Raw genomic sequence first — 24,175 nt, forward strand, 5'->3', positions numbered from 1 at the left:
AATAAGCCCTACAGATTAACATTCTAGTAATCCTGTAGGGCTTTATTTTAAATTAACTATTTAGAGTGGTTAATGAAGTAATTGAAGATTAACTTTCTAGTCCCTTCAAATATATCTTGCTCAGTCCAGCTATAAGGAACAGGTTCCTCACCGTATACCTTTAAAATCTTTTCATTTAGTTCCTTTGGGAAAGGAATCCAGGTTTTGTAACCCACCCAATAATAGTATTCTTCAATCTTCTGAATCTCTTTAGGGGTTAATGTGGCCAAATCAAGGTTACCTTCCTAACCCGTGACGCTCACGCATAGAAACTTCTCCATCTAGTAGAATTTGATAGGAGTCATGAATAATGCGATCTAAGATTGCTTCCGCAATCGTTTCATTTCCTAGCTTTAAATGCCATCCACTAGGATCAATCTGTGAACAGAATATAGTGGAACCCACCTTATGACGCGCCTCTGTAATTTCCAAGAGGATTGCTGCTTCATCCGTTGTTAAATCTGTTAATAGCCATTCATCTAGAATAAGGAGGTCTACTTTCGTATATTTTTTTATGCTCTTCCGATAACTTCCGTCGGCTGCTAATTTAGCGAGTGACAGCTCATCCAGTAATTCTGGTAATCGAATATATTTAACGTTGAAAAACTGGCGACAGGCAGATACTCCGAAGGCAGTAGCTAAGAATGACTTTCCTGAACCAGTAGGTCCTTTTAATATAATGTTGTGACTATCAAGTATATAATTACAACTAGCCAACTTCAAAATCAGTTCTTTGTTTAGCCTTCGATCTTCATGATATTCAAGGTCTTCAATACATGCATTGGAATTAAGAAAAGTCGCCATTTTGATTAACCGTTGAAGCTTATTACTCTTTCGGCGGGCATGTTCTAAATCGACAAGTAAACTAAATCGATCTTCAAAAGTCATTTTTTGAAATTCTTTATTAGCTGCTTGTTCCTTATAGGCTTCTGCCATTCCACTTAATTTCATCTCGATTAATTTGGTTAATGTTTGTTCATTCATCATTTATCCGTTCCCCCATAGTAAGAAGCTCCACGTGTAAAGCCAAAATTATTTGTGTTGATTTCTGTTTTCCGTTTTAATTCTTGCTCTGCGTCATTCTTCTTGTTAGTCTTCAGTAGCGTTTGAATACTTTTGACCGTTGGTCTTTTAGTCATTGAGATTACCATCTTACAAGCACGTTCAATCTCATATTTCGTGTATCGACGCTCAAACTTCTTCAAAGAAAATATAGATTGTAGGGCTAGCTTCTCTGTTTGTGAAGTATCTAGAAGATATTGAATTACACTTAACGTTGATTCTCCAATATTTTCTGCCCATTCAATCGCAGCTTCTGGGGTTTGATCAACGAATAACTTGTGATTATCTGGCATATGATCGTGAACAGTGGTAGTTTGACCAAATTTACCATATAATCGTTTATGAGAGGCTATTCTCATATGGTTAAAAAATACTTCTAAGAGTTTATCAGACACTCTCACTTCGACTTCTCGATTGATATATTCGTATGGTACGGAATAAAACATGCTATCGAAGGAAACGTGATAGTCAGGTGCTACAGTTGTCTTTTTCCATTCAGACATTTTATAAAGTTCTATCGGAAGGGGAGAAAGGGCAAATTTCTCTTCTTCTTCAAATGCAGACAAACGAGACCCTTTTTTTCGAGTAAAGGGTCTTTTATTAAATTCGTCTAATTTCTTCCTAACCTCTTCGTTCAATTCATCAATAGTAAAGCAATGCATGTTTCTTAATGCTGCGATTATCCAAGTAGAAATCACTCCAACCGAACCTTCTACACTGGCTTTATCTTTAGGGGTACGAACCCTCGCTGGCATGACAACAGTATTGTAGTAGTCCGCCATCTCTTTATAAGCAGGATTTAAGATCAATTCGCGGGTTGTATGCTTAGTAACGCTTGTTCTTAGGTTGTCTGGAACGACAATTTGAGTCGTACCACCGAAATACCTATAGGCATTATTGTGAAGTGTGATCCATGAATGAGAGTCCATAGACAGGCTTGCTTCTGCGTATGATAACTGGCTGCACGGCAAGGTCGCAACGAACACATAGGCTTTTACCTTTTCTCCAGTATCTCTATCAATGATGAATGCTGTGGAGCCCGCCCAATCGACTTCCATGATTTCACCTGGTTTTCTGCGAATGCGCAAAGTAGCTTTGTATTTATCTGCATAATTACTGTAATGACGTAAGAAACTTCGATAAGAGTATGGGATCTTTTGATTCGCTCTACATTCAGCTTCATATTCATGGTGGAGAAGTGAAAGTGTTACATTGGGCTTTGCCAACTCCTCATGAATATAGTCAAAATTCAAGGGATGCCGACCTGAAGCCTCCAATGTTTTCTGAGGAAAAAGAAATTCTTCAATCCATTTATCCGTCATTTCCTCCTCTAACGGACAGACTAGGCCCTTCTTTTCGGCAAGGGTGATGATCTCTGTTACTTTTTGACGAGAATGGCCAGTACTTGAGGCAATACCTCTAAGGCTAATACCCTCATCCTGTAATTCCAATATCTTTCGATAATGAATCATACAAAAAACCTCCTGAATAATAATGACACACCAATAGGTGTGCTCAATAATTATACAGAAGGCAATGTAGTGGTAAACAGCTTGTCATTTGCTGGTACATTTCTTGTCACTAGGTGGTAAATAGAATGTCATTAGTGGTACATTTCATTGGCCGTAATCAATAAAATAATAAAAATCGGGAATAGATGAATGACAGAGGAGGTTTATTACATGGTTCTTAAAAAAGTAAAAAAGCTGCTCGATGATCCTAAAGTGAAAAAAGCCATTAAAGAGCAAGTGGTTCCTGCTATAAAGAAAGAATTAAGAAAGCGAAAATCGAAATAGATATTTGCAAAAAAGTTGAAGCCGCAGAGGTTTCAGCTTTTTTACTAGAGGTAACGATGTTGTTGAAGATAAAAATCTGAAACTATCTTTCATCTTCTTCGTAAGTATAAAGAACAACAAGTTACCGACTAGAACAAGGGAGGATACGAATGAATTTGTTTGTTGCCTATTTGGTTATTTTTTTACTAGGAGCCACGCCTTTTATGGAGGTTGTCGGTGTAATTCCATTGGGCATTGCTGTTGGCTTGCCGGCAATTCCTGTCACCATTCTGGCCTTCGCCGGGAATATTCTCACGATTTGGCTGCTGATCCTGCTGATTGATCACGTAAAGGTCTGGCTGCAGCGACGCAAGGAGAAGAAGGGGAAAGAGGGATCAGATAAGAAAGGACAGCGTGCTGCACGTATATGGAAAAAGTATGGTTTGCCCGGCTTAACCATTGTTTCCCCTATTTTAATTGGCACCCATCTTGGTGTGATCCTGGCAATGAGCTTTGGGGGTACTCGCAAACAAATCACAATCTGGATGACGGGCAGTATTATTGTCTGGACGATTGTGATGAGTATTGCTTCTCATTATGGAATTGATTATTTTTATGAGAAAACAGGGAATGAAGGGTTTCTGAAAGATTTTTTAGAAAATACAGATTAGAAATATAAAAAGTTTGTAAATATGTAAAAACAACTTGCCAAACGTTTTTTTCTATTTTATAATCATCAATAATATTTCGAATAATTAAATGATTCCCACAAACGATGAAGAGAAAAAGTAAGATTATGCAGTTTACAAAGAGAGCTTCGGTAGCTGAAAAGAAGCAAAAGTGCTGATCTGAACAATGGCCTCTGAGTTCCGTGCTGAAAGTGCGTTCGCATGTTAGGTTCCGGCGAGATTTGGTGCTCGTTACAAACACCACAGTATAATGACTTATGTCAGTACTTGAATGAGGCTGCAATGTGTTAACATGCAGTGAAGTAAGGTGGTACCACGTGATCTAGAACCACGTCCTTATCCGATGAATGGATAATGACGTGGTTTTTTATTTTATAAACTATTGGAGGAAGAAAAAATGAATAATTATTTAGTCATTCAAACAGATTTTGGCATTAGTGATGGAGCGGTAAGTGCAATGTATGGTGTTGCTTTATCTGTTGATCCGAAGGTCCGTATTTTTGATCTGACTCATGATATTCCGCAATACAACATTTGGGACGGAGCTTATCGTCTATATCAAACGATTTCTTATTGGCCAGAAGAAACAGTCTTTGTGTCGGTTGTCGATCCAGGGGTCGGTACAGACCGACGTTCGATTGTAGTAAAGACAGAGTCAAACCATTATATTGTCACACCTGATAACGGTACACTGACTCAGATTAAGAAACATATTGGCATAAAAGAAGCAAGATTGATTGATGAAAAGGTAAACAGACTGCCGCGCTCAGGAGAATCCTATACGTTCCACGGCCGTGATGTGTATGCCTTCACTGGAGCTAGATTGGCAACTGGCGTTATAACATACGAACAGGTTGGACCTGAATTAGACCCAGCTAGTGTTATTGAATTACCTGCAGAAGAAGCAGTTATTTCGAATGGTTCTGTAACAGGAAATATTGATATCCTTGATATTCGTTTCGGAAATCTTTGGTCTAATATTGACCGAGTACTGTTTAAAGAATTAAGCATTGAGTATGGCGATTCATTTGAAGTTGTCATTGAAAATGGCACTAGACAGATATATAAAAACATTATGACTTTCGGGCGCTCATTTGCAGATAGTCATTTGGGAGAGCCTCTTCTTTACGTGAATTCCCTTGATAAAATTGGAGTTGCCCTAAATCAAGGTTCCTTTGCCAAAGCTTATCATGTACAATCCGGTCCAAATTGGAAAATTTCTATACGAAAAGTTCAGAAACTTGTATATAATTAAATCTTATAAATAGAAAATAGAATAAGGGAGTTGGGTTTCTTGAAATTATCTATTAAAACGATTGTAGCAATCGGAATTGGGGCAGCTGTTTTTATCATTTTAGCTAAATTTGCAGCTATTCCATCTCCGGTTCCTAACACGACGATTCAAACGTCCTATGCATTTTTAGCACTAATGGCCATTGTTTTTGGACCAGTTGCTGGTGCGTTAATCGGCTTTATCGGCCATGCGTTAAATGACGCGATTTCATATGGATCTGTTTGGTGGAGCTGGGTTGTTGTTTCGGCGCTTGTAGGGTTTTTAATTGGTCTGGCAGCTAAGAAGATTAACATTGAATCTGGTAAACTTGGTACAAACAAAATTGTAACGTTTAATATTGTTCAAGTCCTTGCTCAAGGGATTGGCTGGTTCTTAGTTGCTCCTTTACTAGATATTTTGATCTACGCCGAACCGGCTAATAAAGTATTCGTCCAAGGATTGTTCGCTGGAGTTTCAAATATGATTACAGTTGGAATTATAGGTACGATTTTATTAGTGGCATACGGAAAAACACGCAGCCAAGGCAATAGCCTGCATAGAGAAATGTAACGGGTAATATTTAAGAAAGCGAAATACATGCAGAACGTCAGCGTTGCCACAATTTTTGTGGCGGCGTTTGTCTGCGTTTAAGGCATAGAATCGCTCTTTAAGTCACTGGATGTAGAACGAACCTTGAAAAGTGTCTATATGCTTACTAGATGCAGCCTGCACTTTTCTTACAAGCAAGGAGACAAACATGAACAAAACAGTTATTGAGTTCAAAGACTACTCTTTTAAATATCATAGTCAAATTGAACCGACCTTACAGGATATTAATCTATCAATCCAAGAAGGAGAGAAGATTTTAATCGTGGGAAGAAGCGGTTCAGGCAAAAGCACGATTGGCCACTGTATAAACGGTTTAATTCCTTTCTCGCATAAAGGGGATACAGCCGGTACCTTAAATATATTGGGGCAGGATGCAAACACATTGGATATTTTCTCACGCTCGAAAATGGTGGGAACCGTTCTGCAGGATCCGGACGGTCAATTCATTGGACTAACTGTGGGTGAGGATATCGCTTTTTCACTGGAAAATAGCCTTACAAACCAAAAAGAAATGCATTCCATTGTAAAAGATACAGCAGCAATGGTTGCGATGGAGGAGCATTTATCCTCTTCTATTCATCATTTATCTGGCGGACAAAAACAAAGGGTTTCGTTGGCCGGTGTCATGGTTGATGATGTTGATATTCTCCTATTTGATGAACCGCTGGCTAATTTGGATCCTGCAACAGGCAAAAGTGCCATTGAACTGATTGACACCATTCATAAAGAAATGAATAAAACGATCGTGATCATAGAGCATCGCTTAGAGGATGTACTGCATTGTGATGTTGACCGGATTATTGTCATGGAGGATGGTCGGATTGTTGCAGATATGGACCCGGATACTTTACTGGCGAGCAACATTCTTGAAGATATAAGTATCCGTGAACCTCTTTATGTTAAAGCGGCAAAATATGCAGGGTGCGAATTGACTGCCAATATGAAACCAGCACATATTAGCACATTTGATGTGAATAGATGCCGGAATCAGATATTAAGCTGGTATAACCAATTTGCAGCAGCTTCTTTTACTAGTAAATCCGAACGTATTCTCGAGCTGCAGAACATTTCTTTTTCTTATGGTTCTGGGGGGAAAACAATTGAGAATGTCTCTCTGTCGATTGAAAAAGGAGAAATGGTCAGTATTGTGGGGCGCAACGGAGCTGGCAAATCAACTCTGTCCAAATTAATCTGCGGTTTTATTAAACCAAATGAAGGTAAAATTCTTCTAAATGGATTAGATATAACAAATGATAGCATAAAGCAGCGTTCGGAAAGAATTGGCCTCGTGATGCAAAATCCAAACCATATGATCTCAAAGCATATGATTTATGATGAAGTTGCACTTGGCCTCGTGATTCGGGGAGCAGCAGAAGCTGAAATAAAAGAAAGAGTCGAAAAAACATTAAAGGTGTGTGGGCTTTATCCGTTTCGAAACTGGCCCATTTCAGCATTAAGCTTTGGACAGCGGAAACGAGTAACGATCGCTTCTATTTTAGTATTGAATCCGGATATCATTATTTTAGATGAACCGACAGCTGGTCAGGACCTGCGACATTATACGGAGATTATGGAATTTTTATCAGAGTTGAATCAGCACGGTGTGACAATCATCATGATCACTCATGATATGCATTTGATGCTTGAATACACACCAAGGGCGATTGTGATCAATGACGGAAAAAAAATAGGCGATACTTCCGCTGTTGAAGTATTGACAGATTCTGCCCTGATTCAGGATGCGAACTTAAAGGAAACCTCTTTATTTGAACTCGCCAACCGTCTGGGCGTAAAGAATCCATTAGACTTTATCAGCCGTTTTATTTCTTTTGATCGGGAGGCGAAGCAGAAATGGCAGTAGAAATGCTCTCTTATATTGAAAGAAATACACCGATTCACCGCTTAACGGGTGTCACGAAGCTGGTATGCTTTATTCTCTGGTCTTTTGCAGCGATGCTCACCTATGATACTCGTATTCTGCTCTTTTTATTCGTTTTAGGAATAGCGATTTTCATTGTTTCTAAAATTAAACTAAGAGAAATATCCTTTGTTTTACTGTTTATTTTAGTATTTTTACTGCTAAATAATGCAGCCATTTATTTGTTCTCTCCGCAGGAAGGTGTCAAAATCTATGGCAGCAGTACAGTCATTGCAGACTTTTTTGGCAGATATAATCTCACATTGGAGCAGCTCTTTTACCAGTTTAATATTACATTAAAATATTTCACAGTAATCCCTGTTGCCTTGCTGTTTATCGTCACGACAAATCCAAGTGAATTTGCGGCGTCCTTAAACAAAATCGGCGTCAGCTACCGCATTTCCTATGCAGTCGCCCTGGCACTTCGCTACATCCCGGATGTACAGCGCGATTATCAGAGCATTGCGCTCTCACAGCAGGCCCGCGGCATTGATATGTCTAAAAATGAGAAGCTGTTCAAGCGCCTAAAAAACGCTGCATCGATTATCATCCCGCTCATCCTCTCGAGTCTGGATAAAATCGAAACCATCAGCAACGCGATGGAGCTGCGCGGATTCGGGAAAAATAACAAACGGACATGGTATAGTGCACGAGCTTTCCAGACTGGAGATTACCTCACACTTATTGTGTTCACCCTGATTCTGATTGTCAGCCTGGTTGTGACCTTTTATGATGGCAGCCGATTTTATAATCCGTTTGTGTAAAAAATTTACTTCCTGAGTTTTGGCTTGGGGAGTTTTTACTATTTTGAATGACTTAACAAAAGGAGTGCAGCTTATAGTGTTAATAACGAAGAAAGATTTAACCTATAAAATTAGATTAGCTGTTCACAGTGATGCCAGGAACTTATCGTTGTTACGATTAAAAATTGACGGAGAAACCGAAAACATGGACAGAGAAGAGGGAGAAGATTTCATAGACCAAACAGGTTTTGAAAAAATCATAGAATCAGATACAAATCATCCTAGGACTTTATTTTTAGTTGCTGAAATGGATGGCAAATTGATTGCTTATTCAAGATGTGCCGGCAATGATTTAAAAAGATTTATCCATAAAGCTGAGTTTGGGTTAGGTGTTTTAAAGGATTACTGGGGATATGGTGTAGGAAGAAAGCTGCTGGAGGCAACAATTGCATGGGCTGATAACAACGGCATAGCTAAACTGGAATTATATGGTGTTCTTGAAACGAATACGAGAGGCATAGACCTATACAAAAGCCTCGGCTTTGAAATCGAAGGCTTAATAAAAAAGGACAGACTACTATCGGACGGGAACTATTATAATACCTATGTAATGGCAAGATTTCGTGAAGATGGAGGTTCAAAATGAAAATTTATAGCTTTCGAAAAGAATTAAGGGTTAATTAGGGGAAATTATCATGGTAATGATTATGGAAGATATTAAAGGCAAATCATACAAACAATTAATAGATATACTATTTAAACACTCAGATACATTCGCGTTTGTTGAAAGTACGCAATGGATGGAGTTTGAATCAGATCGTCTTGCTTTTGTGGATCAATTGATCTCAGATATTAAAGTACATTTAATAGAAAGAAAAGTGCAAACCAAATGGGAAACAACAAGACATACGGACGGTAACAAGGCATATGTATATTATTTTCGGAACAACAATGCGACAAAATTATTCTTAAAAGAATACAGCCAATCTCTGTTTGGCTGGATCGGTCCGGAAATGCCAGAGGATTTAATGTTTTTTCGTAAGGATGAGTGTATATTGGCTGCATGTTCCCATGAAGGGTATTTTTGGATTGAGGGTGAGGTTTGGAGAGAATTTTTGTCCAAGAAATAAAGTTGGTCATTCTAAATGATAAAAGCCAGTTCTAGGGGCATAATATACCGATTGTTCAGAGCAAATTTTTATACATTTGTATATTGTTCGGGGAGGATATTTGGAAGAGTTGCATAGGCATATCTACCGAGCCAGATACTACAAATCGAATATCTCAAAAGACTTTCCTAACATAGAAAGTCTATTTTTTTGCAGAAAAAGATATTTTATTGCTTATTATTATCATTATTGATAATATTATATATAATGATAATAAAGGAGCTGAACATAATTGAACAAGATCGATGCCATCCTTCATCCTGTCCGGTTTAAAATTGTACAAAAGTTTCTTGATGGGCACGGAAAAACAGTTAAGAAGCTGACGAAGGAATTAGAAGATATTCCTCAGGCAACTTTATACAGACAGCTGGATGCACTTGTGAAATCAGAGGTTTTAATGGTTACAGAGGAAAATCAGGTTCGAGGGACCATCGAAAAAGTTTATTCTCTAAATATTGCAAATGCCAATATAACAAATGATGATGTAAAAGAACTGACAATAGAAGACCACCTTCAATATTTTATGATTTTTCAAGCACAGCTTACTCATAATTTTGAAGAATACCTGCAGAAGGATGATCTTGATTTTCAGAGAGACGGTGTAGGATACAGGCAAGTTGCTATGCATCTTTCAGATGAAGAGTTTGCAGATTTTACAAGGGATTTGAGAGAAGTGTATCAAACGTATTTGCAAAAATCTCCTTCACCTGAAAGAACAAAAAGATTGGTATCCAATATTTTTATCCCGGAAAATCAGAGGAGAATGGAAGATGACAAATAGCAGCGAAGTGACGATTCAAGGAGCTTACCCAATAAGCGGCACATTAAAAATCCCAAGCAAAGAAGGGAATCAATTCCCAGCTGTCTTAATCATTCAGGGCACGGGAAAGGCTGATCGCGACGGGAATATTAAGAATTTTAAGATGAATATTTATAGTGATTTAGCCGATTTTATTCATTCAAAAGGCTTTGTCACACTTCATTATGATAAAAGAGGAACGCATAAGAGCGGTGGAGACTATCTTGAGGCTGGTGTTTACGACTTAATTGATGATGCAGCAGCCTGTGTAGACTTTCTGAAAAATCATCCTCAAGTTGATAAAGAAAAAATAGTTATACTTGGGCATAGCGAAGGAGCGTTAATTGCCCCTGCTGTAAATAAAAAATCGCCGGTGTCTGGTCTTATTTTACTGGCTGGAGCTGCGGAACCATCTAAAGACTTACTTCCAAGACAAAGTGAAATGGCTTATAAAGAAATGAATCAATCAAAAGGGTTTAAGGGTCTGCTTTTCAGACTACTTCGTGCCGAACAAAAGGCAAGAAAGCAAAATGAGAAAATCATCAATAAAATACTTATGTCTGACAAGGCAGTCATGCGGGTTCAAGGAGTAAGAACGAATGCAAAATGGCTAAGAGAGACTTTTTCTTATAATGTTTGTGATTATTTAAAAGAAGTCACATGCCCTGTTTTGGTCATTACCGGTGATAAGGACATCCAAGTTCCGCCAGAGCATGCAGAAGTGATTGCCGATATGGTAAAAGGAGATTCTAAGTGGTATATTATTCCTGATATGAATCATATTTTGCGGAAATATGAAGGCATGCACACCATATTAGGTGCAATGAAAGAATATAAAAGCCTTCTGAATCAGCCTATTGATCAAGAGCTGTTTAATAGGCTGGAAGATTGGCTGAGCAGGTACCAGCATGATGTGTAATATTTTTAAGGAAGAAAAGCTCAAAGGATAGGAAGATCATGATGAAAAAATGGTTTAAAGGTCTGCTTGTATGTAGTATCCTGCTTATTCTCTTTGTTTATCTTAACAATAGCTCTCTATTTGCAGAAGAGAGAAAGGGAGATCCCCTCCTTTTAGCTCACCGTGGTTTAGCACAGACTTTTCCAATGGATGAAATTACAGGAGAAACATGTACCGCAGAAATCATATATGATCCTGATCACCCGTACTTGGAAAATACCATTCCTTCAATGGAGGCTGCATTTAAAGCAGAAGCTGATGTAGTTGAATTGGATATTCAGCTTACAAAAGATGGCGAGTTTGCTGTATTTCATGATTGGACACTGGAGTGCAGAACAGATGGCAGCGGGAAAATCAGAGACCATACAATGAATGAGCTGAGACAGCTTGACATCGGATATGGCTATACAGCAGACAATGGAAAATCATATCCTTTTCGAGGCAAGGAGTTAGGTCCAATGCCCACACTGCAAGAGGTACTGACACATTTTCCAGATAAGGAATTTTTAATTCATATTAAAAGCAACGATCCAATTGAAGGAGCGAAGTTAGCAGAATACCTGACAACTAGGTATCCAGCTGATCGGCTGCAACAATTAACCGTATATGGAGGCAATGAACCTGTTGAGGCTTTAAAGGAAACCCTTCCAGAAATGCGTGCCATGTCAAAAGAGACATTGAAAAGCTGTTTACTATCATACGAAGCGCTAGGCTGGTCAGGTTATGTTCCTAAAGCCTGCAAAAACACACAAATTCATATCCCTGAAAAATTTGCTCCATACCTGTGGGGATTTCCTCAAACTTTTATCAATCGAATGGAGGATTCCAACACAAGAGTGATTTTAGTAGCAGGAAATGGAGATTGGTCAGAAGGATTTGATCAAAAGGCTGATTTAGAAAGAGTGCCGGAGGATTACCGGGGCGGAATTTGGACGAATCGAATTGATGTGATTGCCCCCATAGTACATGAGACGAAATTAAACAATTGAAAGGAGAATGAACATGGAAAAGCTGTTAAATGAACAACGTGTAGAATTACTGCAAACATTGAAAGCGCGGTTTGAGAATAATATGCATCGCCATCAAGACCTTAAATGGGAGAATGTCCTAGCGAGATTGGAAGCACAGCCTGAAAAACTTTGGTCACTGAACGAAATGGAAAGGACAGGCGGCGCACCGGATGTGGTTGAATATGACGAGCAGGGAGGCGAGTTTATCTTCTATGACTGCTCAGAAGAAAGTCCTAAAGGCCGCAGAAGTTATTGTTATGATCGAGAAGCATTAGAATCAAGAAAAGCGAATAAGCCAGAAAACAACGCCATTGATGTGGCAGCTGAAATGGGAATTGAAATGTTAACGGAGGAAGAGTATCGCGCACTGCAGAAACTTGGGGAGTTTGACAAGAAAACATCAAGCTGGGTGCAGACACCTGAAGAGGTCCGTTCACTTGGCGGAGCCTTATTTTGTGACTATCGCTTTGGGCAAGTGTTTCTGTATCACAATGGGGCATCCTCCTACTATGCAGCGCGCGGGTTTCGTGGGTTGTTGAGAGTGTGATAGATGGGTGTGATTTAAGTGGGGAAAAGAGCGGTGATGGGGAGTTAGGCTTGGTGGAAGTGCCCTTTGGTTTGGAAGAAGCGTGGTGGCGGGAACAAAGGAACGTTCGGAGTGCCCGTCGGCTTGAAAAAAGCGTGGTGGTGGGAACAAAGGAGCTGTCAAAGTGCCCGTCAGACCGGAAAAAGAGAGTTGGCGGGAATATACGAGCGTGCAAAGTGCCCGTCAGACCGAAAAAGAGAGGTGAAGGGAACATACGAGCGCCCAAAGTGCCCCTCAGCTCGGAAAAAGAGAGTTGGCGGGAACATACGTGGATGCAAAGTGCCCTTCAGCTTGAAAAAAGCGTGTTGGCGGGAACATACAAGCGCCCAAAGTGCCCTTCAGCTTGAAAAAAGCGTGTTGGCGGGAACATACAAGCGCCCAAAGTGCCCGTCAGCCCGAAAAAAGAGAGGTGAAGGGAACATACGAGCGCCCAAAGTGCCCGTCAGCTCGGAAAAAGAGAGTTGGCGGGAACATACGAGCGTGCAAAGTGCCCATCAGCTTGAAAAAAGCGTGTTGGCGGGAACATACAAGCGCCCAAAGTGCCCCTCAGCTCGGAAAAAGCGTGTTGGCGGGAACATACGAGCATCCAAAGTGCCCATCAGCTCCCTCAAGCATCACAATCAATCCATCCACCCAATATAAAAAGCCAACTCTGTATTCGATTCTGCAGGGAAGCCCATCTCATATAAGCCCTCAAAATATTGCTGCTCCCATTTTTTGATTAGGATTCCATAATAATAAGCGATGGGTTTCGAAATGTTGCCCATTTTCAGTTTGCGTATCATTTGTTTAAAGGCTAGAATGGCCATTTCCAGGACAACTTCCTTCTCGTTCTCGCGGTTATTGCGATAAGCAGCGATTAATGTCATTCGCCAAAACTCTTCAATACTTTTTGCATCGGAAAAGTAAATTTTTACGAGTTCAACAAATGGTTTTGGCACTTTGTCACTTGTATAGGTATGGTCGAGCAGCGGTTCGTTACATTTTTTATATTTAGTAGTAGTTTTAGAAAGATTACTAGTTTGAGGGTGGTTAATTTTTTCTCTTTTGGGTGGTTCAGGGCTGGCAAAACGCTGAAAGATGTATAAGTTACTTGATTGTGAGCCATTTTTCCGTTCTGTTTCGTTGACGGTAAGAATGCCGATTTCGATTGCTTTTTGGATCATTCGTTTAAAGGTGGAGCGAGATATGCCGTTGCCCTCGAATTCTTCGTGAATTGCTTTTAACATGGTCGCGATCTTCGCGTTTGCTATTCCAGGCACCTTTGCAGCGAAGCGGGTAAGGCGCTTCAATCCAACAAGCTCGCTTCTCGTAAACTTCTCTTTCGCCACCGCCAGCCACATTTCTAAGTGAACATTATATTCATGTATATCTTTAAATTGTGAAAACCGCTTAAATTGTTCAATACTGCCAGATTTTAAACTCATCCCTTTACACACCCTTTCACAATCTATTTACAAAAATAGAGTGAAAAGAGACAGGGGAATAATAAAAAACGGTTTCGGTTTTAGGCCGAAAACGCTTTTTCTGAAAGGTTATTTTGAGAAAACTTTTGTAAAACGCTCACAAACGACTACCATATTTGGTGTAAATTCGAGATTATATGTTTTTAATTCATTTTTAAAAAAGTTCTCATGCGCTTCCCACCAAAATCCATAATCCCCTTCACCTTCAGCTAAGGCAAATTCTTCAGACACTTCGTCCATTGGCAGCACCTCAACGGAATCAATTTTAATAATCGCGACAGGCTCGTCGCTGCTATTTAAAACAATTGAGTATTCGCCTGCTTGTGGCAGAGGCTCGTTTTCAAGTTCATAAAAAACATGACCTGAGGTTGTAGCTGTCTTCTTGCCCTCCACAACTAAATCTGCCAGACAATCGGGCTCTGCACCAAATTGAAAAGCATCTTTATAAGTGACATTCTCAAGCTGATGCAAGCTGCAGTATTCATTCCAAAATACATCTGTTTTCTTCATATTAAATACCTCCAATGATTTCTTTATTATGGAGGAAAAATAGAAAAAAAGGCAATCTTTTCTGACAAATTCCAATCTATAATTCAATGTTTCTGTTAAACTATTGATATAAAAGGAGAGGTTTGAACATGGAAAATAAATATTTTTACAGCAAATATACTGAAGTGCTGATCATCGGCATTCTTACTGGCATAGCTGGGATCATCACATTATTGATTTTTACAGCAGCAGGAGATCAAATGTCCACATTTTCTCGTACACTTACAATTATTTTATGTGTTTTCTTTTTGGCAACCTCTTTATTATTACTTTTAACGAGAAAAGCACGGCAAAAACGGCCCGCGATCACTTTAAATGAGCAAGGAATAACGGTTCATATTAATCCAGGCTACGGGTTTATTGGCTTTGAAAACATTGATGGCGTGATGATTTATAAAAGACAGTTGAATAAGATGATTGGCATTGTTCTACATAATGAAGAAAAGTTTATTGAAAGCTATGCTGGAATGAGAAAGATGAACTTAATCAATAATCGCAAACAAGGATACCCAGCTGTTGAATTGATGAGGTATACGATTGCTGACAGTCAGGCATTGATTGATGCTTTGCAGCAAAAAGGTTGTAAAGTTTATCAGCATTCCAAAGGTGGAAATGGTTAAAAATGCACAAATAAGAGAAGAGGGAATGTATTTTGAAAAAAATAGCGATTGTCACTGGCGCCAATTCTGGCATGGGTTTAGCAACAACGATTGCACTTGCCAAACAGAATATCCATGTCATTATGGTGTGCAGAAATCCAGAAAAGGGAGAACAGGCACTTCATGAGGCCCAAAAAGCTAGCGGCTCTGAGGATATCGAGTTAATGCTATGCGATTTAAGCTCTCTATCAAATATTCGCCAATTTTGTGATGAGTTTAAAAGCAAATACCCCAAATTGGATATTTTAATAAATAACGCTGGTGTGGTTTCTTTAAAACGGCAGGAAACAGAGGATGGTTTTGAAGCGATGCTTGGCGTCAATCACCTTGGTCATTTCCTGTTAACGAATTTACTGCTTGATCACTTGAAGGCAGCAGCAAAAGGCAGAATCGTCGTTGTTTCTTCTGGCGCACATAAATGGGGCAAGATGGACTTTGAAGATCCATATTTTAAAAAGGGCTACAATGTCGTTGTAGGATATGGACGTTCAAAGCTTGCGAATGTTTTGTTTACACGCGGATTGGCACAGCGTCTTGAAGGTACAAACGTAACAGTCAACAGCCTGCACCCTGGTGCCGTTGCAACAAATCTTGGCGTGGATCGAACAACCGGATTTGGAAAAAACATTATAAAACTGCTTGTCCCGTTTTTCAGAACAGCTGAGGAAGGTGCGAAAACGGCCATTTTCCTTGCCACCAGCCCGACTGTTGAGAAAACAAACGGTCACTATTTTTACAATGAAAAAGAAGCTTCTATTGCTAAAACAGCAAAAGACGATGAATTGGTAGAGCGGTTTTGGAGGTGGAGTGAGGGCGAGGTTGGGTTGAGTAGAACAAATAGGTAAGGAAAAAAACCAGCTATGTGGATGCAGCTGGTTTTATTTTTTGCCTTGCCCCCATCCCCATACTGACTTCTCCCTCCAAATCTAGTAAAATAGATGCAAAAGCTGTTGTAATAGAGGTGTTTGAAAATGAAAGAATGGATCACCAAGGAGCTGCTGTCTTATTCCAAGAAGACGATTGTCGTCGAGGAGTTGGAAAGATGGGTTCCTAGTGGATTGACATATGAACAGTTTGCTGAGCAGGTTCTACTGCTAGAAAACGAAGGAATATTGGAAATGGTGAAGGCGAAAGGGAGAAATAGCAGGACGCCTTCATTAGCATTCTCCTACCGAATACATACCATTCACTTAAAAAAGGATTATCATGAGCAGCTGAAAACGTATCGGCTAAAGCTGCATCCTTCCATTTCATTAGATTCTTATTATCGTCTGCAGCCTGCACAATGGAATATGGATCTGCCCTTTCTACTATCCATTCATCAATACCTAGAATCTTTTGGTCTGCCAATCTATGAGGTGCCAGCGCCTGAGCGCAGCGTGGAATTGGTTGGAGACGAAAAATGGATCACAGATAAACAGGGAAAAGAGCTGTTGGAAAGAGTTGGGTTATGGGATTCTATGAAAGTGATCCCCGTTTCAGATCCGCTTATGTTTGCTCTGAATCCAAAAATGTTCATGCAAGAGGAACATAAGCATTTAATTGTGGAGAATAAAACGACCTATCAGGGGCTCTTGGTTGCACTGCCGCATACCTCTTTTACCACTTTAATTTACGGGTGCGGCAATAAGATCCTGAATAGCATGGACCAATTTGAGCGGCAGCTGCCATTAGAAGGGGCTAAGCATCGTTTTTATTATTTTGGGGACCTTGACCGCTCAGGGATTTTTATTTGGCACCGCCTGCAGTCAAAAGTCGATGCGGAACCCGCCATGCCATTTTACGAAGCATGTCTGGCAAAAGAGCATCTTCAAGGTAAAACGAATCAGCGTTTGGATGAGGAGGCAGTCGCAGCCTTTTCTGCCTTTTTAAAAAAAGAACAGAGAGAGCAGCTGCATTCTCTTTTGGATTCGGGCTGTTATTTTCCGCAAGAAGTGCTGAAGACAGAAGAGCTGCAAACCATTTGGAGGCAAACAAGATGGAGCTAAACTCGTTTACAGACATTACGAGCGGATATAAGGAGCGGATGCGGAGATTGGCTCTTTTCGACCCTTTATACGAGCTGGACCGCAAGAAAACCAAAGACAAAAAAGGGGATCATATCGATTTAAAAGGCTTGGGTCTGCTGTCGCTTTTATTCTTTTTTGAACAAAAGATCATTCGCAATCATAAGAGCGGAAAGCGGGAATTAGCTGTTTTTTTACAAAAAATGTCGAGCGGGCTATATGTGTTAGAGCAAAATTCATATGAAATCATCGCCAGTTTAATCATTGAAACGTTCCGGCCGGCCCACGGAAAAAAGAGAGCCTACTCTTTTTATAACTGGGAGAGCTTTGCGGAAGAAGAGCTGTCTTATTCGTTATTAAAAGCCAATACCTTTGATTCAAAAACAAACACCCAATATTACACCTTGGACGACGATGGACTGGAATTGATTTTTGCCACTAAGGAATTTTACAGTGAATTTCAATTATCCATCAATCAGCTCATGCTTCGCAAACAGCTGGAAAAAGGGGAATTTAAAGGAGCACTGCGGCAAATCAACGAAATGCGCATTGATGTGGAAACCTTAAACGAGCGGATGATCAAGCTGCGCCATGAAATTCAGCGTAGTATTGTTTCAGAAGAAACGTTTGAACGCTATAAACAGCTGCTCGAGGATATTCATGCCAGATTGGCACGGGAAAATGAAGAATTTAGAGAGCTTCGGGAATTTGTAAAGGAGACAAAAGAGCGTTTGTTTGAGCAGGATTTTCACCAAAAAGAGCAAAAAACATATGGCTATGTCATTCAGCTGACCAATCAGCTTGAGGAGGTTCATTATGAGCATTCCAAGCTCTTGGATCAGAGCATTGAATTAAAAAATCATACGCTAAAGGCTGCTCAGGAATCTCTTTACTATACCGGAATTGATGCGTTTAACTTCGAGCAGGACATCAACGCTCGCGTCTTTGGAACACCTCTGCCACTGGAAGCCATGAAGGGGCTTCTTCATCCCTTTTTGCGATTAGATCAACATCAAGCATGGTCACCGCTTACGATCTTTGCTCAGCAAAATATCCGGGAAGATCGCGAAGAAAGACCCGATTATAGTTTTATGGAGTTGGGTGCAGAACAAGAGAAGCACGACCAAATCACTCTCAAACAAAATTATGCTTATTGCATGAAGCAATTCTTATTGGCGGCGGAGGAAGGCTGCAGTAGTCTCGCGGAAATCATTCAATACATACGCAAAAAAGATGCAAATCTTGTCTCCCAGCGTTTCTTTTATGATTTCTGGGTCGTTCTCCATCAGCGTTCTCCAATCATTCCTGGAATCACAAAAACAGAAGAAGAAGAGCAGACACATACATTTGATGAAGCGATCGCACTGTTAGGCCATCGATCCCTGACGGTAAAAGAGCGCGGAGATATTTTGCACGTAACAGAACGATTTTCCATTCAAAACATGGATATTCACATAGAGGAGGAACCTGAAGATGACTTATAGTGAGGGCAAAGTCATGCTGGCTTTTGAAATCTATTCACTGCTTTCGCGCGACGGGCGTGCAGGTGCAGAGCAAATGGCCTTGTATAAAGCCGATGATAGCGTGCGCGGACTGATTGATCGCTTTGCACATCATGTGGATTGTGTCATCATTTTGGCGGGAGATCAAATGTGTATGATTCCAGAGACGAAATTATCTCCTTTTCATGTCAACAATGATTTTCTCAAAAGAACCTACTTAAAATCCGGCGCAACAAATGCAGACATTTATTTGCTTTATTTTACTGTCATTGTTTTATTCGGCAGTTTTTATGATAGCTATCAAACACTTGAGCCTACAAGAGAATTTATCCGGCTTGACGATTGGACATTGCTTGTGAATGATCGCATTCTGATGTTGATGGAGCATGATGAAGAGAAGCTGCTGCAGCACGAAAAAGAGTTTTCCTACAACTGGAAACAAATCATTGATAAATGGGACGATATGAACGACATTAAAGAATCAGCGAAAAAGCAAAGCGGCAATACGATCAGCCGCCTCAGTTTTATGGATACAGCCAAAAGGTTTGTCATCGATCAGGAGCTGCTGGAGGAGATCGGCAACAACGAACTGATTTTAACGGAAAAAGCAAAAACAATTGTGCAGCGCTTCTTCATGGAGGTCGAATACAACAAAGGGATCTTAGAATTTATTTATCAATGGGAGGAGGATCACGATGCCATCCATCAGTAAAATCCGGTTTACAAACGTAGTTTATGAAGATGGGCTAAAACGCTATAATGATGAAATTTTCCGTTTTGACGGTTACAATGGCGCGATTTTGCTGGAAAACGGCGGCGGTAAGACCGTTTTTATTCAGACCGCCCTGCAGGCCATCATTCCGCATACCAATTTATCTGATCGGAAAATCAAACAAACGCTGCAGCTTGATAACTACCCGGCACATATCGCCATTGAATGGATTCTATCGGAAAACCCCCGGAGATATCTGCTTACCTGTGTCAGTCTATTTTTAACAAAAGACGGCTTAAGCTCTTATCGCTATGTGTATCCCTATATGACAGGTGATCAAAACAGCATTGAAGGAGTGCCTTTTGTCAAAAAAAATTCAAACCGTCCAAGTGACCGCGGCGAAATCGCTGATTATTATCAGTATATGACACAGCAATACATGAATGCCCGGACCTTTCCAACCATTAAAGCCTACCAGGAGCATCTGGAAGAGCAGTATCATATCATCGCAAATGAATGGGAAAGCATCGTCAAAATTAATAGTACAGAAGGCGGTGTCGAAGCTTTTTTTGACGATTGCCGCCAAACGAATCAGCTGTTCGACCGGCTTCTTGTGCCAACGGTTGAAAGTGCGATTGCCGGCCACGAAGAAAACAGCTTCGCCGATACATTTGAAAAGCAGCGTACGAGCTTTAAGCTCTATAAAGAATTGAAGCAGCAAATCGAAGAAAACAAAGCAATTGAAGCTCAGTTGAACGATTATGTCAGCCGTTTTGCTCGTGTTGATGCCGAATGGAAAGCCTATGAGCAAAAGAAGCAGCACGCCAAAGCGGTGTTACACCTCATTTTAGAAAAAGAAACCCAATATGAGCAGTCGCTGAATGATGTGAAGAGAAAAAAGGAAAATTGGCGAGAAGAAGAGCGGCTTCATTTGAAAAAAGATCGCTCCTTGCAGATTGAAAAAGCTGGTAGGATCCTGGCAGGTTTACAGGATCAGTTGCACCATTTAAACCAGGAGCTGAACGAAGAAAAAGATCAATATGAACAAGCAAGCAATCAATACATCGCGTTGAAGTTTGCTGAGTTAAAATTGGCTTGTAAACAAGAAGAAGATCAAATCCAATCTTTGCGGGAACAGCTGGACAGCTTAAATGAAGCGGAGGAAGTACAAGAGTTAGAAGAGCGCATCCTTCAAAATCAGCGAGAGCTGCTCGGGCTATTTTTAAATGAAATGGAAGAAAGCGATCGTCGAAAAGCAGAAATTCAGTACGAAAAACGGCCAATTGAAGAGAAAATAGCTAAATTTGCTCAGGAGCTAAAAGCAGAACATGAAAAACTGAATGCTCTTAACGACAGTTATCATACCCAAAAAGGCAAATGGGAAGCTCTTCAGGAAAGCATGAGAAAACTGCTGAAAAAGCTGCTGGTTCATCCTGAACAGGAAAATATTAAAGAAAACATTTCTGCATGGGAAAAACGTCTCGTCTCGCTTGATGAAGAAATTGTTCAGCTGAAAAACGATAACAAACAGCTCGCACTAGCTTATACAGAACTAGAAAATCAACTGGAAGAAAGCAGACAAGAAAAAGAAAAACAGGAAAAGCTTCAGACACAATTACAAACTGAAATCGTTTATATGGATGAAGAACACAACAAAGTAAAAGCCGTGCTAGGCGGGCTTCAAGTGCCTTGGGCGACGATTGATTCCGTTTATTTAAAGCAAGATTCAATTACACAAAAACTGCATGATTACTTGCACAATATCAATGCCGAGGTGGATCAATGCTTATATAAAGAGCGTTTAGCTTTAAGGCTGATGGATGATTACGGAGAACAAGACCTCTTTTTCGCAGATCCCTATTTGGAAAAACAGCTGCAGGGATGGAAAAATCAATTTCATCTGCTTGAAACCGGGATCATGTATATTCAAAATTTAGAGCCCGTAAATAAGGAATATGCAAAGAAATACCCGCTTTGGCCAAACACATTGATTACAACAGAAAGTGAAACAGCTGCATTGCGGCAAAAAGTCGCTCACATTCGGAGCAAGCTGCAATTTCCCATTGAGGTTCTTTCTTTTGAGCAAGCGCGGGCAATTGTACTGGGCGAAACCATCTATTCGGAGGCCATTGTCCCGGCGCACTGGACGGAAAATGAAGAAATCGCTCATTTTCAGGACTGGAAACAGTCAATGAAAGAAAATGCTGACGTGGCCACGGTAGCTCGCAAAGAGGCCGAAGCAAAACGATCATTATGGAGTCAGGCAGCCGAGAAATTATCAGCCTTTTTACAAACATATCCTTATCCCTTTTATCAAGAAAAGAAAGAACAGGTTTCGAAATCAACAGAAGCCCTTCAAGCATTAAAAGCTCTGCAGAAGGAGCTTCACACACAAATGGCTGATAACAAAGACAAAATGGATGCCATTCAATCGAAGGTCGGCAACCTTGAGGGAGAATATAACGGACTGCAAACCAGGCTGAGTGATGGATATGAATATCTTCGTTTAGAAAAAGACAGCCATGAAATCAGCAAGACACAAAAGGAATACGAACAGCAGATCAATGAGCTGAAGCAAGAAATTCAAAGCAAGGAAAAGACCCAGGATCGCTGGAAAGATCAACTGCAAGAGCTGGAGGAAAAAAGAATCGCTGAGCATTACCACTACCTGTCGATTCTGGATGATGAAATATATAAAGAAGTAAAAGGGCTTCAAGCTTTGTACACTAGTAAAATAAAAGCTGTCCTCCTGAACGAGCGGCAGGAACTGATTTTTGCGAGCCGAGAATTATCGAGTTCCCAGCAAGAGCTGCGATTAAAACTGGATTTTGCTCAGAAAGAAAAAGACCGTTTTACTGATGCAATTGAAGAACTTCTGCAAGAACATGGTCCAGTTCAGGAAGAGGTTTCCTTTGTGCCAAACGGAAAAGAGCGATTGAAGCATTATCGAGAAGAAATGAAAGAAAGTGATAAAGCTGTCAAAGCTGCTGAGGGACGAGCTGCTGCCTGCCGCGAGAGCTTTTTGAAACAGGAAAAAGCCGTTGACATCGCGAAGGAGCAATTCGTGAATGACTTTCCTGGCGATGAATGGCTGGAGTTTGAAGGAGAAGTGACTGAAATCGAGGCTCTTTTAGCCGCAGAAAAAAGACAGCTGTATGAAAAGCAGCGATATCTCGATCAAGAAGAAGAAAGGTTTGCAAGTGAATATGAGGCTGTTAAAAATGCGTTTCATGAGCTAGATCGTTTTGAAGAGGCACATCATTTTAAAGGTCCATCGATTCAAGCAGCTGTGTTAACACAGGAAGAAATCAGAGATTTTGCCTACGAACACAAGGCAATCGTGAAAAAAGCAACGAAGCAGCTGCAGGATGGTAAAGATAAAGTAACAAAAGAAAGAGCAAAGCTGGATCAAGCAAAAGAGCTCTTTAAAGCATTTTGCAAAGATCAAATTACCGATGTAAAAATGCGTGAAATGGCCCGGCAAGGGGTCGACAATAAAAGGACCTATAAAGAAATTATGGAATTCCAAACGAACATGCAAAAACGGATTCAGACAGCGATTCACTATAATGAAACAACGATTATGGGCTATGACCGAGACTTAGAACAATTCGTGACTCGAATTAGCAATCACCTGCACACGGTGGCCGGTGAACTAAGACTAATCCCGAATAAAACAAAAGTAAAGGTCGCCGACAAATGGAAGGAAATTTATAAATTTGTCATTCCAGATTGGTCCGAAGAAGACGGGAAATCGCGGATCCGCAGCCATATTGAATGGATTGTATCGCAGCTGGACTCTGATCGCTTTAGAACTTCAGATGGTAACGAAGATCACGGCAAGGTCCGCAAAGAAATAGAAACTTGGCTGCAGTCCAAACAGCTGCTACGAGTGGTGATGAACAATGAAATGATGAAAGTCTCCTGCCGTAAAGTGACAAACGACAATGAAGTCACGACCAGATCCTACTCATGGGAACAAACCAATGTATGGTCGGGCGGAGAAAAATGGAGCAAGAACATGACACTCTTTTTAGGCTTGCTCAATTATGTAGCCGAAAAGCAGAAACACTTGGACCCAAGTATGAAAAGAAATCGTGTTGTCATTTTAGATAACCCCTTCGGCAAAGCATCAAGCGACCATGTTCTGAACCCGGTCTTTTTCATCGCAGAGCAGCTTGGCTTTCAAATGATTACCTTAACCGCTCATGCTGAAGGCAAATTTTTGCGGAATTACTTTCCTGTTATCTACAGCTGCCGCCTGCGCAAAGCTGCTGATACCAACAAACAAATCATGACAGCAGTAAAGCAGCTTCATCATGCCTACTTTCAAGACCATGAACCACAGGCTTTGGAAAGGCTTGGTGAGGTGGAGCAATTGGAACTGTTTTAAGTTGAATGTGGCATCCGAGCCGCTCTTAGTGGCTCGGTTTTTATTATTTTTTGATGCAAGCAGGTTCTTTTTTGGGGTAAAGGAAAGGTGTGGTTATGCATTGTTTATCTGGTGGGGAACTGATTGTATGGTGTGCTTTGCCTGATTGACATTTGGTGTGGCTAAGCGTTGTTTATGTGAAGGCAATCTGTTGGCAAGGTGTACTTTGCCCGATTGACACTTGGCGTGGCTAAGCATCATTTTAATGGTGGGAATCTG

The 24,175-nt window shown here is 40.4% G+C and carries 21 protein-coding genes and 1 other annotated feature; of the genes, 17 read left to right on the top strand and 4 right to left on the bottom strand.

The window, feature by feature from the left end; all coding sequences use genetic code 11:
- Positions 1-276 precede the first annotated feature (276 nt).
- Positions 277-1,026, bottom strand: coding sequence for an IS21-like element helper ATPase IstB (gene istB / locus J1899_RS10680; RefSeq protein WP_180320196.1), 750 nt, complete (start codon positions 1,024-1,026; stop codon positions 277-279).
- A complete protein-coding gene (gene istA / locus J1899_RS10685) occupies positions 1,023-2,573 on the bottom strand; it encodes an IS21 family transposase (RefSeq protein WP_214476366.1) in 1,551 nt (516 codons plus the stop codon). Before istA ends, istB begins: the two co-directional genes overlap by 4 nt.
- 473 nt (positions 2,574-3,046) lie before the next feature.
- On the opposite strand from istA, the gene J1899_RS10690 reads away from it, so the two are divergent.
- From J1899_RS10690 to J1899_RS10740, 11 genes are all read left to right on the top strand, one after another.
- Positions 3,047-3,547: a small multi-drug export protein gene (locus tag J1899_RS10690; protein WP_214478618.1), complete on the top strand. Its 501-nt coding sequence runs from the start codon at positions 3,047-3,049 to the stop codon at positions 3,545-3,547.
- Between the two features lie 95 nt (positions 3,548-3,642).
- Positions 3,643-3,906: a binding site (T-box leader), on the top strand.
- Positions 3,907-3,962: 56 nt separating this feature from the next.
- Positions 3,963-4,820 (top strand): SAM hydrolase/SAM-dependent halogenase family protein, encoded by an 858-nt coding sequence (locus J1899_RS10695; RefSeq protein WP_066446049.1) that lies wholly within the window; start codon positions 3,963-3,965, stop codon positions 4,818-4,820.
- A gap of 39 nt (positions 4,821-4,859) precedes the next feature.
- Positions 4,860-5,408 carry an ECF-type riboflavin transporter substrate-binding protein gene (locus J1899_RS10700; RefSeq protein ID WP_066446046.1) on the top strand — a complete coding sequence of 183 codons (549 nt, stop codon included), beginning with the start codon at positions 4,860-4,862 and terminating at the stop codon, positions 5,406-5,408.
- Between the two features lie 187 nt (positions 5,409-5,595).
- Positions 5,596-7,308: an ABC transporter ATP-binding protein gene (locus J1899_RS10705; protein ID WP_214478619.1), complete on the top strand. Its 1,713-nt coding sequence runs from the start codon at positions 5,596-5,598 to the stop codon at positions 7,306-7,308.
- On the top strand, positions 7,299-8,129 hold the full coding sequence (locus J1899_RS10710; RefSeq protein ID WP_214478620.1) for an energy-coupling factor transporter transmembrane component T family protein: 831 nt from the start codon (positions 7,299-7,301) through the stop codon (positions 8,127-8,129). Before J1899_RS10705 ends, J1899_RS10710 begins: the two co-directional genes overlap by 10 nt.
- A gap of 76 nt (positions 8,130-8,205) precedes the next feature.
- Positions 8,206-8,754 (top strand): GNAT family N-acetyltransferase, encoded by a 549-nt coding sequence (locus J1899_RS10715; protein ID WP_214478810.1) that lies wholly within the window; start codon positions 8,206-8,208, stop codon positions 8,752-8,754.
- A 49-nt stretch (positions 8,755-8,803) separates the two neighbouring features.
- Positions 8,804-9,238 (top strand): stage III sporulation protein AH, encoded by a 435-nt coding sequence (locus J1899_RS10720; protein ID WP_214478621.1) that lies wholly within the window; start codon positions 8,804-8,806, stop codon positions 9,236-9,238.
- Between the two features lie 271 nt (positions 9,239-9,509).
- Entirely contained in the window at positions 9,510-10,058 is a 549-nt protein-coding gene (locus J1899_RS10725; protein ID WP_214478622.1) for a helix-turn-helix domain-containing protein, read from the top strand.
- Positions 10,048-10,995: an alpha/beta hydrolase gene (locus J1899_RS10730; protein WP_214478623.1), complete on the top strand. Its 948-nt coding sequence runs from the start codon at positions 10,048-10,050 to the stop codon at positions 10,993-10,995. Before J1899_RS10725 ends, J1899_RS10730 begins: the two co-directional genes overlap by 11 nt.
- Before the next feature lie 38 nt (positions 10,996-11,033).
- On the top strand, positions 11,034-12,023 hold the full coding sequence (locus J1899_RS10735) for a glycerophosphodiester phosphodiesterase family protein (protein WP_214478624.1): 990 nt from the start codon (positions 11,034-11,036) through the stop codon (positions 12,021-12,023).
- A 7-nt stretch (positions 12,024-12,030) separates the two neighbouring features.
- Complete coding sequence (locus J1899_RS10740; RefSeq protein ID WP_214478625.1) at positions 12,031-12,591, top strand: DUF4256 domain-containing protein; 561 nt, start codon at positions 12,031-12,033, stop codon at positions 12,589-12,591.
- 659 nt (positions 12,592-13,250) lie between these two features.
- Here the strand turns inward: J1899_RS10740 and J1899_RS10745 are convergent.
- Complete coding sequence (locus J1899_RS10745) at positions 13,251-14,057, bottom strand: hypothetical protein (protein ID WP_214478626.1); 807 nt, start codon at positions 14,055-14,057, stop codon at positions 13,251-13,253.
- Positions 14,058-14,165: 108 nt separating this feature from the next.
- On the bottom strand, positions 14,166-14,606 hold the full coding sequence (locus J1899_RS10750; RefSeq protein ID WP_214478627.1) for an ASCH domain-containing protein: 441 nt from the start codon (positions 14,604-14,606) through the stop codon (positions 14,166-14,168).
- Positions 14,607-14,734: 128 nt separating this feature from the next.
- Here J1899_RS10750 and J1899_RS10755 point away from each other — a divergent pair, with 128 nt between their 5' ends.
- From J1899_RS10755 to J1899_RS10780, 6 genes are all read left to right on the top strand, one after another.
- Positions 14,735-15,265, top strand: coding sequence for an STM3941 family protein (locus J1899_RS10755; protein WP_214478628.1), 531 nt, complete (start codon positions 14,735-14,737; stop codon positions 15,263-15,265).
- A 29-nt stretch (positions 15,266-15,294) separates the two neighbouring features.
- Positions 15,295-16,149, top strand: a complete 855-nt coding sequence (locus J1899_RS10760) for an SDR family oxidoreductase (protein WP_214478811.1) — start codon at positions 15,295-15,297, stop codon at positions 16,147-16,149.
- 126 nt (positions 16,150-16,275) lie between these two features.
- A complete protein-coding gene (locus tag J1899_RS10765) occupies positions 16,276-17,292 on the top strand; it encodes a Wadjet anti-phage system protein JetD domain-containing protein (RefSeq protein WP_214478629.1) in 1,017 nt (338 codons plus the stop codon).
- A complete protein-coding gene (locus J1899_RS10770) occupies positions 17,283-18,794 on the top strand; it encodes a replicative DNA helicase (RefSeq protein ID WP_214478630.1) in 1,512 nt (503 codons plus the stop codon). Before J1899_RS10765 ends, J1899_RS10770 begins: the two co-directional genes overlap by 10 nt.
- Entirely contained in the window at positions 18,784-19,524 is a 741-nt protein-coding gene (locus J1899_RS10775) for a DUF6063 family protein (protein ID WP_214478631.1), read from the top strand. The genes J1899_RS10770 and J1899_RS10775 overlap by 11 nt, the downstream gene beginning before the upstream one ends.
- A complete protein-coding gene (locus tag J1899_RS10780; RefSeq protein ID WP_214478632.1) occupies positions 19,508-23,917 on the top strand; it encodes a coiled-coil domain-containing protein in 4,410 nt (1,469 codons plus the stop codon). Before J1899_RS10775 ends, J1899_RS10780 begins: the two co-directional genes overlap by 17 nt.
- Positions 23,918-24,175 lie beyond the last annotated feature (258 nt).

Origin of the sequence: Cytobacillus gottheilii (genome assembly GCF_018582665.1) — a bacterium.
In the GTDB taxonomy this organism is placed as follows: Bacteria; Bacillota; Bacilli; order Bacillales; family Cytobacillaceae; genus Cytobacillus; species Cytobacillus gottheilii.